We start from the raw sequence: 14,394 nt of genomic DNA, 5'->3' as shown, positions 1-14,394 counted from the left end.
TCCGGTTCCGTTCCTGATCCTGCTGATGCTGATGCTGGTGGGCGCGCTGAAGGGGGAGGGGCGCGCGCTTGCCGCGCCGGCCTTCCTGGCGCTGGCGCTGGTGGTGCTGGCGGTGGACGGGCCGCGGCTGGCGCGCGACCTGCCGCGGCTGGCCCGCCCGGCTTCGTGGGTGCCGATGAAGGTGCATGACATTTCGCAGCAGGTGGTCGCGGCGACGGGCGCCGGGCCTGTCGCCACCCTGTCCCCCATTTATGTGCTGGAGGCGGGGGGGCGCATCTATCCGGAACTGGCGGGCGGCCCGTTCGTCTATCGCGTGGCGCACCTGATCCCGGCGGACCAGCGGCGGCATTACCGCGCGGTCGTCGGGGCTTCGAACCTGCCCGCCTTCCTGGCGGCCACCCCCCCGACGGGGGTGCTGGTGGGCGAACATGGCGGGCATGACGATGCCTTCCGCGCCCATGCGTCGGCGCGCGGGATGCGCGCCGTGCCGTTGACGGACGCCGCCACCCGCTATGGGCAGCTGGAGCTGTTCGCGGCGGAGGCGCGCTAGATGTGCGGGATCGCCGGCGTGCTGGCGGGGCCGGGCCCGGCGCCCGCCGCCCTGGCGGCCGCGATGACGGCCGCGCTGGCGCATCGCGGGCCTGACAGCGACGGCCTGTGGCAGGATGAGGCGGCGGGGATCGCGCTGGGCCACCGGCGGCTGGCGATCGTGGACCTGTCGGCGCTGGGGCACCAGCCGATGGCGTCCGAAAGCGGGCGCTACATGCTGGCCTACAATGGCGAAATCTACAATTTCCGCACGCTGCGGGCCGGGCTGGCGCAGCGCGGCCACCGCTTTCGCGGCCATTCCGATACCGAAGTCCTTCTGGCGTTGATCGAGGATGCGGGGCTGGAGGCAGCGCTGCCGCAGCTGGCGGGCATGTTCGCGATCGCCCTGTGGGACCGGCGGGACCGGGTGCTGCACCTGGTGCGCGATGCGGTGGGCAAGAAGCCGCTGTATGTGGGGGTGGCCGGCGACGCCATCTGCTTTGGTTCAGAGCTGAAGGCGCTGGCGGCGGTGCCGGGCTTCCGGCGGGAGGTGGACCGGGCGGCGCTGGGGCACATGCTGCGGCGGCAATATGTGCCTGCGCCCTTCTGCATCTGGCGCGACGCGATCAAGTTGCCGGCCGGGACGCGGCTGATGCTGCGCGCAGGGCCGGCGCGATCCGCCGAGGATCTGCGCGCCGGGCTGATCCGCTGGTTCGATCCGGTGGCCCGCGCGACGGAGGGGCAGGCCCGCCCGCTGGAGGGCACGGACGACGCGCTTCTGGACCGGCTGGAAGCCGTGCTGGAAACGGCGGTTGGCGAACGGATGATCGCCGATGTGCCGCTGGGCGCCTTCCTGTCGGGCGGTGTGGACAGTTCGCTGGTGGTCGCGCTGATGGGCCGGCTGGGCGGCGGCAAGGTGCGCACCTTCACCGCCGCGTTCGGCGAGGCGGGCTTTGACGAATCCGGGAAGGCCGGGGCGGTCGCCCGGCATCTGGGCACCGAACATCTGACCCTGCCGGTTTCCGCAGACGAGGCGCGCGCGGTGATCCCGCTGTTGCCGGACATCGCCGATGAGCCCTTCGCGGACGCCTCGATCATCCCCGGCTTCCTGATCTGCCGGCTGGCGCGGCAGGACGTGACGGTGGCGCTGTCCGGTGACGGCGGGGACGAGAGCTTCGGCGGCTATGGCCGCTATCTGCTGGCGGCCCGGCTGGGGCGGCGGCTGGACCCGCTGCCGCAGTGGGCGCGCGATCTGGGCGGCTGGGGGCTGGATCATGCGCCTGCCGGGCTGCTGTCTGCGCTGGCAGGGGCGGGCGGCGGGCAGGCGGGCTATCGCGGGGCTGTCACGGCAGACCGGTTGCGCAAGCTGGCCGGCTGCGTGCGCGCGCCCGGCGCGGATGCGCGCTATGCCGCCCTGCAGGATATCGGCGCGGTGCCGGGACGGAGGGATCCGTGGCCCGGCGCAGTTCCGCCCGGGACGGGGCTCGACGCGATGCACCGGATGATGCTGGCGGATACGCTGTCCTATCTGCCGGACGACGTGCTGGCGAAGGTGGACCGGGCGAGCATGGCGGTCGCGCTGGAGGCGCGCGCGCCGCTGCTGGACGGGCGGGTGATGGACCTCGCCTGGCGGCTGCCGCTGCGGATGAAGCTGCGCGACGGGCGGGGCAAATGGGCGTTGCGCAAGTTGCTGGAACGGCATCTGCCCGCCGGGCTGATCGACCAGGGCAAGGAAGGCTTTTCCGTGCCGGTGGCGGATTGGCTGCGCGGGCCGCTGAGGGACTGGGGCGACGGCCTGCTGACGGCGGCGCGGGTGCGGGAAGATGGGCTTCTGGATCCGGACCTGACCGCCCGCCTGTGGCGGGAACATCAATCCGGCGGGCGCAACCATGCCGCGCCGCTGTGGAGCCTGCTGATGTTCAGGGCCTGGCAGGATCGCTGGCAGACCCCCGGCCCGGCGGCCCGACCGGCTGTGCCCGAAGCGCTGGCCGCCCTGCCGCGCTGAGCCGATCATAGATTTCAGTCACCTGCCGCACATGGGTGTCGATGCCGAACCGCCCCTGCGCGTCGGCGCAGGCGGCGGTGGACAGGCGGGCGCGCAGGGCCGGATCGGACATGCTCATGATCGCATCGGCGAAGGCGGCCGGGTCGTCGGGGGGGACGAGGAGCCCCGTTTCGCCGTGGCGGATCGCTTCCGGGTTGCCGCCAGAATTTGCCGCGATCAGGCTGGTGCCCAGCAGCATGGATTCGACGAGCGTTCGGCCGAACGGTTCCTCGACGGCGGTGACGAGGTTGATGTCGCAGGCGGCCATCCAGCCTTCGATCGGGCGCTGGAAGCCCATCTGCCGCACCATGCCGCCGAGGCCGAGCCGTTCGATGGCGGCGCTGATTTCCTCTGCGCTGCCCGGATCATAGGGCAGGCCGAACATCAGGCCGAAGAGGGGGCGGTCCGTGCGGCGGCGGGCTTCGGCCAGCGCCTGAAGGAACAGGATCGGGCGCTTGCGGGCGGCATAATGGCCGAAGAAGCCGACGACGGTGCAGTTCTCCGCGAGGCCCAGCTGCTGCCTGAGGGCGGGGGCGGCGCGGCGCGCATCCGCCAGCGCGGGGCCCAGCGCGAAGGGGCTGCGCACCACATGCGCCCGCCCTAATCGGGCGAGCCTGTGCCCTTCGGGCAGCGAGAAGTGCGAGACGCTGGCGAGTTCCCGCGCCGTCCAGGGGGCGACGACGCGCAGGGCGCGGGCGTCGGGGCTGGCGCGGTGGTGCCACAGCTGCGGCACGCCGGCGAGGCGCGCGGCCGTTCCCCAGGCGACATGCATCAGGCCTTCGTTGCTGTGCACGATGTCGATGCGGTTTTCCCTGAGCCAGCGTGCCCGCGCGGGCGCCTTCAGCAGCAGCGCGGCCTTGCCCAGCGGGGCGATGGCGGCGGGCGCCGCGATCCACGGCAGGTCGCGCCGCCGCAGGTCGTCGAGCAACGTGCCTTCCGCGCGGTGCAGCAGGATCAGCGGATCGTGCCGGGCCCTGTCCAGCGCCTCCACCAGCATCAGCGCCGACATGTGGCTGCCCCCGGCGAGCCCGCCTTCGAAGGGAAAGAGGATGCGGCTTGGCGGCATGGCCGGGCGGATCACCTTCTGAACGTGATGCACCGGGTTTAGCGCCTGACAGGCCCGGCGCGAGCGGAATTCGGAATAGCCGCGCCGCCGGCATAGCCCGAAGGGGTATGGCGCTACCCGTTCGCCCCTGTTCTTTCAGAAGCCACAAGGCGTTAGGGTCAAGACTGCAGCGGGGGGCCGGCGCGGGGCATGCGCGCGGCCCGGCGGGAGTTGGCCATGAACCTTGGGCAGGTGTGGGCGAAGGGTGCGGTGGCGGGGGCCCTGGCGGCGCTGGCGCTGCCCGCCCCCCTTGGTGCGCAGGATATCCGGCCGGGGCTTTCGGTGCGGGACTTGCCGAGGCCGGGCTATGAAACCGGGCGATGGCAGGCGGGGAACACCACCTTCCTGCCGGTGCTGACGGTGCAGTCGGTCTGGACGGACAATCTGTTCGCGACCTCCACCGATCCCAAAAGCGCGGTGATCTTCGGGATCAATCCGCGAATCGACGCCATCTCGCGCGGGCGGCGGCTGACGCTGGAGACGTCTGCCTATGCCAACGTCGCGCTCCATTCGCGCTACACCACGGAAGACCGGGTGACGTTCGGCCTGGGCACGGCCGGGCGGCGGCATCTGGGGCAGACGGGCGCGCTGAAATTCGGGCTTCGGATGGACAGGGGCGCGCAGGCACGATCCGATCCGGAAGCAAGCCCCACGCTGGAGCGGCCGGCGCTGTACAACAGCTTCCAGGTGCGGCTTGGCGCGGAAGGGGATGCCGGCCCGCTGCGCATCGGCGCAGACGGCAGCATCCAGAAGGTGAACTATCTGGCCTCTGGCGAATCCGATCCGGTGGAGCGCGCGCGACTGGAGGATCAGGACCTGACGAGCTACCAGCTGCCGGTCCGGATCGGCTGGCGGGCGTCGCCCAGGCTGACGGTCTATGTGGAGCCGTTCGTGAACAGGCGCGACGCACGCCTGCCCGTGGACCGGACGGGCATCGACCGCGACCTGACGACATGGGGGGCGCAGGCGGGCGCACAGCTGGACATCGCCGACCGCTGGAACGGATCGCTGGGCATCGGTGCCTTCCGCAGCAACCCGGATGATCCGTCGATTTCGGGCTATTCCGGCTTTTCGATGAGCGGCAACCTCGTCTGGTCCCCCGATCCGCGCACGCGGGTGGTGTTCACCGGCTTTTCCGGGGACGTGGCGACGGTGCGGTCCGGGGCGACGGGGCGGATCGACACCCGCGCGGGCGTGCGCATCGAGCAGGAGATCCGGCACAACCTGCTGGCCTTCGCCGGGATCGGCTGGCAGCAGACGCGCTATCGCGGATCGAACCCGGACCGGCTGTGGTCCGTTCCGGTGGAGGCCGAGGTGGAGTGGCTGATGAGCCGCACGCTGAGCCTGTTCGGGACGGTTCGCCACGAGAACCGCCGGTCGGATCTGGCCAGCGACAGGTTCAAGCGGACGGACATCGGCGTCGGCATCCGGGTGCGGACCTGACGGGCCAGCCATGCTGACCATGCTGCGGAGCGTTGCGCAGGATGAGCGCTTCCTGGCGCTGAGGGGGCGGCTGCGAAGTGTCGGCCACCTGCTGACGGGCAATTTCGCCGAGGCGCTGATCGGCCTCATGGTGATCGCGGTGGCCGCCCGGGCGCTGGGCCCGAAGGATTATGGCATCCTGGTGCTGGCCTTTTCCTTCGTCTGGGCGATCGAGCGGCTGGTGTCCTTTCAGGCCTGGCAGCCGCTGGTCCGCTATGGCGCGGCGCTGACGGGCGAGGAGCAGCGCGACGACCTGCGGTCATTGCTGAAGTTCGGGCTTGGGCTGGATCTGCTGGGGGCGTTCGGCGGCTGGATGATCGGGGTGACGATCGCGCTGGCCGGGGGATTCTTCTTCGGCTGGTCGGAGGAAACCCGGCGGGTGATGCTGCTGACCTGCTCCATCCTGCCGTTCCGGTTGATGGGCATGCCGACAGCCGCGCTCAGGATCTTCGGCGCCTACAAGTCCATCGCCTGGGTCAGCACCGTCGGCACCGGCCTCAGGCTCGCGGGCTCTCTGCTGGCCTGGGCGCTGGGGGGCGACATCTTCGATTTCACGCTGGCCTGGGTGGTGGGCCAGATCGCGGCGGGAATCCTGTTCCTGTGGTATTCCTTCCGCGTGCTGCGGCGCCACGGGGTGACGCGCGTGCTTTCCGCCCCGACCTACGCCATTTCCGAGCGGTTCGACGGCATCTGGCGCTTCGCCCTTTCGGCGAACCTGTCATTGACGCTGAGATCCAGCGCGAACCAGCTGGACATCCTGCTGGTGGGCGCAATCGCCGGCCCGGCCTCTGCCGGGCTTTATCATATCGCCAAGCGGGCCGGGAAAGTGGCGGAGCAGGTGGGCATCCAGGCGCAGGCCGTGCTGTATCCGGATCTGTCGCGGCACTGGTCGCGCCGGGAATATCCCGAGGTGCGGGCCGCGGTGATGCAGATGGAGCTGCTGCTGTTCGGGCTGGGCCTGCTGGGCACGCTGGCCGTGCTGCTGGTGGGCGAGCCGCTGATCCGGCTGGCGATCGGGGACCGGTTCGCGGGGGCGTGGAACCTGATGCTGGTGCAGATGATCGCGGTGACGCTGATGATGGCGGGAACGGGCGCGCGATCCGCCCTGCTGGCGATGGGCGAGGACCGGCTGGTGCTGAAGGCCACCATCATCGGCACGGTGATCTTCCATGTGACCGCCCTGATCCTGGTGCCCGAAATGGGGCCGATGGGGGCGAACATCGCCCATGTGCTGCTGGGGCTGGTGTGCGGATCGCTGATGATCATCGGCTTCCGCCGGAAGATCATGTCGTTCGACCGATGATCCTTTCGATCGTGGCGCTCTCGCTGGCGGCCGCCCCTGCGGATGGCCGGCCCGCCTTCCCCGGGGCGGAGGGCCATGGCGCCCAGGCGCAGGGCGGGCGCGGGGGCCGGGTGATCGCGGTGACGACGCTGGCCGATGCCGGGCCGGGTTCGCTGAGGGCCTGCATCGAGGCGCGGGGGCCGCGCATGTGCGTGTTCCGGGTGGCCGGGGTGATCCGCTTCACGACCCGGCGGCCGCTGATCCTGAACCCGCAGCTGACGATCGCGGGCGAAAGCGCGCCCGGCGGCGGCATCATCGTGACCAATGGCGGCGGCCGCGACGGGCAGACGCCGATCGCGATCAAGGGCACGCACGACATCGTGATCCGGCACATCCGGGTGCGGGCGGACCGGCTGAGCGAGAGCCGGTCGGGCAATGCCGCCTTCACCATCGAGGACAGCCGGAACGTGATCCTGGACCATGTGAGCGGCAGCTGGGCGCAGGACCAGAATTTCAGCGCACAGGGCTTCAACACGCGGATCACCGTTTCCAATTCGATCTTCGCGGAAGGGATCCCGCGCCACGACAAATGCGCGCTGCTGGCGAGCGACCCGGTGAAGGCGCAGCGGTTCAGCCTGATCCGCAGCCTGTGCGCCCACAACGGAGACCGGAACCCGGACGCCAACTTCCCGCCCGGATCGTGCGTGGAGGTGACGAACAACATCTTCTACAACGCGCAGTCCCAGTTCGCGGAAATCTGGGAAGGGGCGGGCGGAACGCCGGTTTCCCTGTCCGGCAACATCTTCCGGCGCGGCCCGAACAGCACCGGGACGGCCGTGGCGATCGAGCGGATGATGATCGCCTCGCGCGGGCCGGCGGCGATCCACGCGGCCGGCAACATGGTGGACGGCAACATGCTGCTGATGAACCCGGCGGCGGCCGAAGTCCGCAAGGCCGGTGCGCCCTGTCGCGCCGCCAGCCGGATCCTGCCGGCGGACCGCGCCTGGCGGCAGGTGCTGTCCATCGCGGGGGCGCTGCCGCGCGACGCGGTGGATCAGCGGGTGGTGGCCGAAACCATCGCCCGCAAGGGCAAGATCCGGGCCGCGCCCGGCCAGCTGCCGGTGATCGCGCCGGCTGCGCCCTATCCGGATGCCGACGCCGACGGGATGGACGACCGCTGGGAAGCGCGCAACGGGGCCGATCCGAAGCGGTCGGACCCCTGGGCGGATTCAAACCGCAACGGCTGGGCTAATCTCGAGGAGTTCCTGCAATCGCGGCATCGGGAACGGGTTCGCGCGGCTGAAGCGGCGCTGTCCCCGGACGCGCTGCGAGCGGCGCTGAAAGGGCAGCGGCTGCAGGATTGATCTCCTGCTCCACGATGGGCAGCGGGCGGCGCTTCGTCTGCTGGAACATCCGGCCCACATATTCGCCGAGGATGCCGAAGCACATGGCGTTCAGCGTGATCGACAGCAGCAGCAGCAGCGTGGTGGTGGCGAAGCCCGCCGGCCAGTCCGCCCCGAACAGCAGCCGTCCGCCGAGATAGCCGATCAGCAGCAGGAAGGTGACGGCGCCCACGATCAGCGCCACGGCCGAGGCGAAGCGCAGCGGCGCGAGGCTGTGGTTCAGCAGACCGTCGGCTGCCATCGACACCATCTTGCGCAGGGGAAACTTGCTTTCCCCCGCGATCCGTTCCTGCCGGTCATACAGGATGCCCACCTGGGAAAAGCCCATGGCGCTGATCAGGCCGCGCACATAGGGCGTGGTGTCCTCGATGCCGCGCAGCTCGTCGAGGATGCGGCGGTCCACCAGCCGGAACTCGCCCGCGTTCAGCGGCAGGTCGTCGTCTGACATGGCGCGGATCAGGCGGTAGAACAGCCGCCGGGCGAAGGCCGTCGTCGCGCCGTCGGGCAGGGAGCGGCGGATGCCATAGACGACCTGATGGCCCTGCTGCCACATCGCCAGCATCTGCGGGATCAGCTCCGGCGGATCCTGCAGGTCGCAATCGACCTGCACCGCGCAATCGCCGCGCGCCTGCTGATAGGCATAGAGGACCGAGCGGTGATAGCCGAAGTTGCGCGAATAGCGGATCACCCGCACCCGCTTGTCTCCGGCGGCGATGCGCGACAGCCGTTCGAAGGTGCGGTCGGTCGAATGATTGTCGGAAAACAGGATCTCGTACGATGCGCCGGGAATGCCGCGCAGCACGGTGGAAATCGCCTGATAGGCGCGATCGACGGTCGCTTCCTCGTTATAGCAGGGCACGATCACGCTGATCAGCATGCCAGCGCCTCCGCTCCGGCGGCCTGCCGCTCGGCGGCGATGGTGCGGGCCAGGCCTTCGGCGAGTGGGATGCCTGCCCGCCAGCCGCAGCCGCGCGCGGCGACATCGGGCGCGCCGATCAGCACCGGCGTTCCACCCGGCGGATCGGCAGGCCCGAAGCTGAGCAGGCCGGTGGGGGCCTCCAGTTCGGCGGCGATGCCCTCTGCGACGGCGCGCATCGTCGGCCCCTGCCCGGTGCAGAGGTTGACGATGGGGCTGGCGGGAGTGCGGGCGACGGCGATCAGCCCTTCGACGGCGTCGTCGACATGCATCAGGTCCCGCCGGTCGGTGGGGCGGGCTACATGGACGGGATGGCCCGCCATCAGGCGGCGGATGAGGCTGGGCACCAGAAAGCGGGTGGATTGCCCCGGCCCGTAGATGAGGGCGAGGCGGGCGCTGACGGTTGCGAAGGGCAGGCGCGGGGCCAGCATCGCGCCAAAGCGGGTGGCGGCCATGGCGCCGGCCGCATGGCTGTCGGCGGGTTCCTCGCGCTGGTCCTCGCGGTAGGGGGTGGCGATGGGCCCATATTCCGCCAGCGACGCGCCGCGCACCAGCGTGGCGGGCGGGCGCGGCGCCGAGGCGAGCGCCGCCAGCAGGTTCACGAACAGGGCCGGGCCTTCGGCAATGGCGTTCATGGCATCCGAAAGCCCGTCGGCCGGCCGGCGATGATCGCCGCTGGCGAGGTGGAAGACGATATCCGGTTCGAGACTGGCGGCGAGCGCCTCCATGGCGGCCCGGTCGGACAGGTCTGCCCGATCGACCGCGATGCCCTGAAGCGGCGCGAGGGGCGCCACGTCCGTCGTGGGGCGGACGAGCGCATGCACGGATGCTCCGTCGGCCAGCAGCCGCGCGCACAGGTGGCGGCCGATGAACCCGGCCGCCCCGGTCACCAGGATGCGCGCCCCCCGCACCCCGGACCCGTCAGGGCAGGAGTGCCGGTTCCGGCAGGGGCATCAGGAACTTGCCGCCCCCCTGCTCGAACCCGGCCTGCTGGCTTCGGATCTCGTCGAAGAAGTTCCACGCCAGCACCAGCAGAACGTCGGGCTTTTCCGCCTCGATCGCCTCCACGCCGCGGATCGGGATCTTCATCCCGGGGGAGAGAAGCCCGTGCTTCAGCGGGTTCTTGTCGACCAGGAAATCGATCCTGTCCGGCCCGATTCCGAAATAGTTGAGGAGCGTGTTGCCCTTGGCCGGGGCGCCATAGCCGGCGATCTTCTTTCCTTCGGACCTCAGCGCGTCGATCTTGTCGATCAGCTGGCGGCGCACGGCCTCGATCCGGGCGGCGAAGGCATCGTAGGTCACGCGGTCGTGGATGCCATAGGCTTCCTCGGCATCCAGCAGTTCCAGCACCGATTCCGAGGGGAAGCTGCCCAGCGATTCCCGCTGGAGCTGCACCCGCATGGAGCCGCCGTGGACGGCGATCGGATCCACATGCACCAGCCGGAAGCCGAAGCGTTCGCCCAGCCGCTTCAGCGACAGCAGGCTGAATTCCGAGACATGTTCCTGGTAGATGTTGTCGAAGCGGTTGCGCTTCAGCAGCTCCAGCGCCTGCGGCACCTCGATCACGAAGCTGCCGTCCGCCGCCAGCAGGATGGCGACACCCTGCATGAAGCTGTCGAGATCGCCGATATGGTTGAAGGTGTTGGTGGTGACGATCACCTTCGCCGGCCCGCGCGCCGCCAGCAGCTCCCGCGCGGTTTCGGGGTTGAAATAGGCGACATGCACTTCAACCCCGCGTTCCTTCGCGAGCGGCACCAGGTTGGCCGCCGGATCGACGCCCAGAGTTTTCGCCCCCAGCCGGATGCAGGCGCCCAGCAGCAGGCCGTCGTTGCAGCCGATGTCGACGATCAGCCCGCCGTCCGCCAGCTTCGTCAGCACCTGCGCGGTCTGTTCGAAATGCCCGTGCATCGTCTGCGCGCCGGACGGGACATAGAGATAATGGCGGAAGAAATCGGCCGGGATCTGGTCTTCGATCTGGATCAGCCCGCAATCGAGGCAGGCCGCCATGTCCAGCGAGAAGGCCGGCTGCGGCTTGGCGGCGTCTGCCGGGGGCACGAACATGTTGGCCGGCGGGTGGGCGCCCATCGGCAGGAACACATGGGGCGAAGGGGCGTTGCAGCATCTGCACTTGTCCATGGCGTCGCGCTCCTCAGGCCAGTTCGGGGGTGCGCGCGAACTGGCGCGCGAAGGCCCGGAACGTCTCGTGCATGAAATCGATCTGCGCATCGCCCAGGCCGTGGTGGCAGGCGAGCAGGATGCCGCCGCGCATCACATCGTCCGCGACCGGATAGCCGCCCGGCGCCGCCCGGTGGCGGACGGACTTCATCGCCGGCTGGCGCAGGATATTGCCGGTGAAGACGGGGCGGGTCTGGATGTCGCGCTGTTCCAGGAAGATCTGCAGGTCGCGCCGGGTGAAGGGTGCGCCGGCGCTGATCGTCAGCGGAAAGGCGAGCCAGCCGGTGCGCGCCGCGGGCATCTGCCGGGGCAGCAGGAACCAGTCCTCATAGGCGGTGAAGAACTGCAGGTGGCGGGCGAAATTGGCCTCGCGCGCGGCAATGTTCGCCTCCAGCTTTTCCAGCTGGATCAGGCCGAAGGCGGCGCCCATTTCGCTCGGCTCGAAATTATAGCCCAGCTCCTCGAACAGGAACTTGGCGTCATAGTCGATCCCGTCGAGATTGACGTTGAAGCGGTTCTCGATGGATTCCGAATCCACGAACAGCGACGAACTGCGGCCCCACGAGCGCAGCAGCAGCCCGCGCCGGTGATGTTCGCGCGTCTTCACGCAGACCATGCCGCCATTGCCGCCGGCATTGATGACATGGCTGCCATAGAAGCTGGTGGTGCTGATGTCCGCGCGGGAGCCGGTGGAGCGGCCGTGCAGCGTGGCCCCAAGCGTGTCGGCGCTGTCCTCCACCACCATCAGGCCATGCGCGTCGGCGATGGCGCGGATGCGATCCCAATCGGGCAGGTTGCCGATCAGCGAGGGGATCATCATGGCGCGGGTGTCCGGGCCGATCATCGCCTCGATCGCCTCCACATCGATGGTGGAGGTGCCGGGCGCGGCATCGACGAAGGCCGGCACCAGCCCATTCTGCACCAGCGGCGCGACGGTCGTCGCGAAGGTGAGAACGGGGGTGATGACCTCGCTGCCGGCGGGCAGGTCCAGCAGCTTCACGGCGAGGAAATTCGCCGAACTGCCGGAATTGACCATGATGCCGTGCGGCTTGTCGAACAGGCGGGCGACGCGGCATTCCATCTCGCGCACGTTGGTGCCCATCTGCGTGGAGCTGCGGAGAACGGCGACGACCGCCGCGATCTCCGGTTCTCCGTGAACCGTCTGACCATAATTCACGCGCATTGCTGAAGACCCCCATCTGGCAACGAAACCGCCGACACCCCTCCGTCGGCCGCACTCCCCCCGGCGAACGCATCGATCTGCGCCAGGGTGAATTCCGTCATGTCGGTGGCGCCGGACGCCCAGCGCCGGTACCAGTCGACCGTCATGTCGAGCGCCTGCGGCAGGGCAAGGCGCGGGCGCCAGCCCAGTTCGGCGCGCGCCTTCGCGCTGTCGAGCGCGAGCAGTCCGGCCTCGCGGCTGTCGCCGCCCGGGCCATAATGGAAGGTGGGGCCGCCCGGCCCCCAGGCCTCGGCCATCAATACCGTCATCCGGGCGACATCGACGGTGCCGTCGGCATCCGGCCCGAAATTCCAGGCGGTCGCCGCCTCGGCCCGGCCCGCCAGCAGCGCATCCGCCACCATCAGATAGCCGGACAGCGGCTCCAGCACATGCTGCCAAGGCCGGGTGCTGTTCGGATTGCGGATCAGCGTGGGGCTGCCGGCCAGCGTCGCCCGCACGATGTCCGGGATCAGCCGGTCTGCCGCCCAGTCGCCGCCGCCGAACACGTTGCCGGCCCGCACCGTCGCCAGCAGGGGCGCACCGGGCGCGGCGAAATAGGATCGGCGGAAGGCGCTGGCGACCAGTTCGGTGCCGGCCTTGCTGCTGGAATAGGGATCCTTGCCGCCCAGCGCATCGCTTTCGCGGTAGCCCCAGGGCCATTCGTTGTTCTCATAGCATTTGTCGCTGGTGACGACGACGATGCCCTTCAGCGAGGGCATCGCGCGGGCGGCATCCAGCACCACGGCGGTACCCACCACATTGGTGCGATAGGCCTCCACCGGGGACTGGTGGCACTGGCGCACGATGGCGTTGGCCGCCATGTGGATGACAAGGTCTGCGTCCAGCCCGTCGAGCGCGCGGGCATAATCCGCCTCGTCGCGGATGTCGCCGAAGCGGCCGTCGATCAGGGTGTCGAGACCCAGCACATCATGCAGGGACGGGGTGGTGGAGGGCGGCAGCGAGATGCCCGTGACATGGGCGCCCAGCTGCTTCAGCCACAGCGCCAGCCAGCCGCCCTTGAAGCCGCTGTGCCCCGTGAGCAGCACGCGCCGGCCCGCGAACCTGTCGCGGAGCCGGGCAGGATCGAAGCCCGTCCCCTCAGGCATGGGCCAGTTCGAGCTGGCGCGTGCCGCTGGGCTCGCGCGCGAAGCGAAGCCAGGGCGGGGGTTCCTCGCCCGCCATCGCGTCCAGCATGTCGCGGTCGCGCACCGTATCCATCGGGTGCCAGAAGCCGTGGTGGCGATAGGCGAACAGCTGCCCGTCCTCTGCCAGGCGGCGCAGCGGCGCCATCTCCAGCGGCTCGGCGTCGTCGGTCAGATAATCGAGCACGCCCGGCTCGAACACGAAGAAGCCGCCGTTGATCCAGGTTTCCTGCTTCTGCACCTTTTCCGAAAATTCCATCACCTGATCGCCCTGGATTTCCAGGCTGCCGAAGCGGGCGGGCGGGGTGACGGCAGTGACGGTGGCCAGCCGCCCGTGCGAGCGGTGGAAGGCGAGGAGCGCATCGATATCGATATTTCCTACCCCGTCCGAGTAGGTGACCATGAAGGTCTCGTCGCGGAGCCAGCCCTTCAGCCGCCGCAGCCGCCCGCCCGTCATGGTGGAGAGGCCGGTATCGACGACCGAAACCCGCCAGTCGACCGGGCGGCAGGGGGCGAGCTGCATCTCGCCGTTGCCCAGCGCGACGGTGAAATCATTGTTGAGGAGGTGGAGGCCCTGGAAGAAGGCCTTCATCTGCATGGCCTTGAAACCGCAGGCCACGACGAAGTCCGTGTGGTTCCAGCGGCTGTAGATATCCATGACATGGAGGATGACGGGCCGGCCGCCCACCTCCACCATGGGTTTTGGAACCCTGACGGTTTCCTCCGCGAGCCTCGATCCGAGCCCTCCGGCCAGCAGCACAACCTGCATCGCGCCCTCCCCGTGCATGGGTCACGCCCGGGCCCCGAAGCCGGACCATTCCGACTCCCGCCCTGGATGCCGAATGCTATTCAACCGGCGGCCGCAGCCCAAAGCCCATTCGGGAGACTATACCTTCGGCCCCGAACCCGGCGCCCACCTATCCCTGCGGTGAGGGCGGAAACGCGCGCGACCGGGCCATCGTTGCTGCGCTGCGGCAGGAAATTCTTGTGGATTCTCAAAAAAACGAATGAATCTGAGGCAGTTAGTGCAGCATATTGACAGTTAATAGCCATTAGGTAATTTGCGTTCACTGTGTCTGCGCAAAGCAGAGGCGG

General features: G+C 69.5%; 11 protein-coding genes and 1 pseudogene. 5 read left to right on the top strand and 7 right to left on the bottom strand.

The genetic code is table 11. The annotated features are described in order from the left end of the window. Positions 1-550 (top strand): annotated as a pseudogene (locus tag ACE3O8_RS03945) (hypothetical protein); the annotation flags it as partial. Further along, the gene (gene asnB / locus ACE3O8_RS03940; protein ID WP_374387002.1) at positions 551-2,533 is read left to right on the top strand and encodes an asparagine synthase (glutamine-hydrolyzing); all 1,983 of its coding nucleotides are present in this window, start codon (positions 551-553) and stop codon (positions 2,531-2,533) included. Here asnB and ACE3O8_RS03935 read toward each other — a convergent pair. Then, entirely contained in the window at positions 2,448-3,671 is a 1,224-nt protein-coding gene (locus ACE3O8_RS03935) for a glycosyltransferase family 4 protein (protein WP_374387000.1), read from the bottom strand. The genes asnB and ACE3O8_RS03935 overlap by 86 nt on opposite strands. Positions 3,672-3,854: 183 nt before the next feature. On the opposite strand from ACE3O8_RS03935, the gene ACE3O8_RS03930 reads away from it, so the two are divergent. From ACE3O8_RS03930 to ACE3O8_RS03920, 3 genes are read left to right on the top strand one after another with little or no spacing between them, the layout of a single operon-like run. Beyond that, on the top strand, positions 3,855-5,120 hold the full coding sequence (locus ACE3O8_RS03930) for an outer membrane beta-barrel protein (RefSeq protein WP_374386998.1): 1,266 nt from the start codon (positions 3,855-3,857) through the stop codon (positions 5,118-5,120). A 19-nt stretch (positions 5,121-5,139) separates the two neighbouring features. Next, positions 5,140-6,462, top strand: coding sequence for a lipopolysaccharide biosynthesis protein (locus tag ACE3O8_RS03925; protein WP_374386996.1), 1,323 nt, complete (start codon positions 5,140-5,142; stop codon positions 6,460-6,462). Continuing rightward, entirely contained in the window at positions 6,459-7,805 is a 1,347-nt protein-coding gene (locus ACE3O8_RS03920) for a pectate lyase (protein ID WP_374386994.1), read from the top strand. The genes ACE3O8_RS03925 and ACE3O8_RS03920 overlap by 4 nt, the downstream gene beginning before the upstream one ends. Here ACE3O8_RS03920 and ACE3O8_RS03915 read toward each other — a convergent pair. From ACE3O8_RS03915 to rfbF, 6 genes are read right to left on the bottom strand one after another with little or no spacing between them, the layout of a single operon-like run. Further along, positions 7,690-8,721 carry a glycosyltransferase family 2 protein gene (locus ACE3O8_RS03915; protein WP_374386992.1) on the bottom strand — a complete coding sequence of 344 codons (1,032 nt, stop codon included), beginning with the start codon at positions 8,719-8,721 and terminating at the stop codon, positions 7,690-7,692. The two genes, ACE3O8_RS03920 and ACE3O8_RS03915, sit on opposite strands and share 116 nt — an antisense overlap. Continuing rightward, complete coding sequence (locus tag ACE3O8_RS03910; RefSeq protein ID WP_374386990.1) at positions 8,715-9,671, bottom strand: NAD-dependent epimerase/dehydratase family protein; 957 nt, start codon at positions 9,669-9,671, stop codon at positions 8,715-8,717. Before ACE3O8_RS03910 ends, ACE3O8_RS03915 begins: the two co-directional genes overlap by 7 nt. 10 nt (positions 9,672-9,681) lie before the next feature. Next, positions 9,682-10,896, bottom strand: coding sequence for a class I SAM-dependent methyltransferase (locus ACE3O8_RS03905; RefSeq protein WP_374386988.1), 1,215 nt, complete (start codon positions 10,894-10,896; stop codon positions 9,682-9,684). A gap of 13 nt (positions 10,897-10,909) precedes the next feature. Continuing rightward, the gene (locus ACE3O8_RS03900) at positions 10,910-12,118 is read right to left on the bottom strand and encodes a DegT/DnrJ/EryC1/StrS family aminotransferase (RefSeq protein WP_374386986.1); all 1,209 of its coding nucleotides are present in this window, start codon (positions 12,116-12,118) and stop codon (positions 10,910-10,912) included. Beyond that, positions 12,109-13,263 (bottom strand): CDP-glucose 4,6-dehydratase, encoded by a 1,155-nt coding sequence (rfbG, locus tag ACE3O8_RS03895; protein ID WP_374386984.1) that lies wholly within the window; start codon positions 13,261-13,263, stop codon positions 12,109-12,111. The genes ACE3O8_RS03900 and rfbG overlap by 10 nt, the downstream gene beginning before the upstream one ends. Then, positions 13,256-14,068 (bottom strand): glucose-1-phosphate cytidylyltransferase, encoded by an 813-nt coding sequence (gene rfbF / locus ACE3O8_RS03890; RefSeq protein ID WP_374386982.1) that lies wholly within the window; start codon positions 14,066-14,068, stop codon positions 13,256-13,258. The genes rfbG and rfbF overlap by 8 nt, the downstream gene beginning before the upstream one ends. Positions 14,069-14,394: the final 326 nt, after the last annotated feature.

The sequence above is a fragment of the Sandaracinobacter sp. genome (assembly GCF_041909755.1).
In the GTDB taxonomy this organism is placed as follows: Bacteria; Pseudomonadota; Alphaproteobacteria; order Sphingomonadales; family Sphingomonadaceae; genus Sandaracinobacteroides.
Note: the sequence above shows the minus strand (reverse complement) of the source record. Positions and strands in the feature narration are given on the sequence as shown.

What these genes read in the sequence shown, in the direction of transcription:
- ACE3O8_RS03915 (WP_374386992.1), bottom strand. Translation starts at nt 8,721, where the DNA reads ATGCTGATCAGCGTGATCGTGCCCTGCTATAACGAGGAAGCGACCGTC.
- ACE3O8_RS03930 (WP_374386998.1), top strand. Translation starts at nt 3,855, where the DNA reads ATGAACCTTGGGCAGGTGTGGGCGAAGGGTGCGGTGGCGGGGGCCCTG.
- asnB (WP_374387002.1), top strand. Translation starts at nt 551, where the DNA reads ATGTGCGGGATCGCCGGCGTGCTGGCGGGGCCGGGCCCGGCGCCCGCC.
- rfbG (WP_374386984.1), bottom strand. Translation starts at nt 13,263, where the DNA reads ATGCCTGAGGGGACGGGCTTCGATCCTGCCCGGCTCCGCGACAGGTTC.
- ACE3O8_RS03900 (WP_374386986.1), bottom strand. Translation starts at nt 12,118, where the DNA reads ATGCGCGTGAATTATGGTCAGACGGTTCACGGAGAACCGGAGATCGCG.
- ACE3O8_RS03905 (WP_374386988.1), bottom strand. Translation starts at nt 10,896, where the DNA reads ATGGACAAGTGCAGATGCTGCAACGCCCCTTCGCCCCATGTGTTCCTG.
- ACE3O8_RS03925 (WP_374386996.1), top strand. Translation starts at nt 5,140, where the DNA reads ATGCTGCGGAGCGTTGCGCAGGATGAGCGCTTCCTGGCGCTGAGGGGG.
- ACE3O8_RS03920 (WP_374386994.1), top strand. Translation starts at nt 6,459, where the DNA reads ATGATCCTTTCGATCGTGGCGCTCTCGCTGGCGGCCGCCCCTGCGGAT.
- rfbF (WP_374386982.1), bottom strand. Translation starts at nt 14,068, where the DNA reads ATGCAGGTTGTGCTGCTGGCCGGAGGGCTCGGATCGAGGCTCGCGGAG.